We start from the raw sequence: 226 nt of genomic DNA on the forward strand, positions 1-226 counted from the left end.
GCATGATGATAAAGAGCGAAGTGAAAATATCATGATTGTTGATTTGGTTAGAAATGATTTGTCTAAAACGGCAACAAAAGGAAGTGTAAAAGTGAAAGAACTTTGTAAGATTTACACTTTTAATCAGGTGCATCAAATGATTTCTACCGTAGTTTCTAAAGTTGAAAAAGATATTCACCCGGTAGATGTCATTCAGACAACCTTTCCTATGGGGAGCATGACCGGG

The 226-nt window shown here is 35.8% G+C and carries 1 protein-coding gene; it reads left to right on the forward strand.

All coding sequences use genetic code 11. The features are described from left to right. On the forward strand, positions 1 to 226 hold a 226-nt coding region (locus H2O73_RS24520; protein WP_182110863.1), incomplete at both ends, for a chorismate-binding protein.

Origin of the sequence: Vibrio marinisediminis, assembly GCF_014050145.1 — a bacterium.
Classification (GTDB): Bacteria; Pseudomonadota; Gammaproteobacteria; order Enterobacterales; family Vibrionaceae; genus Vibrio; species Vibrio marinisediminis.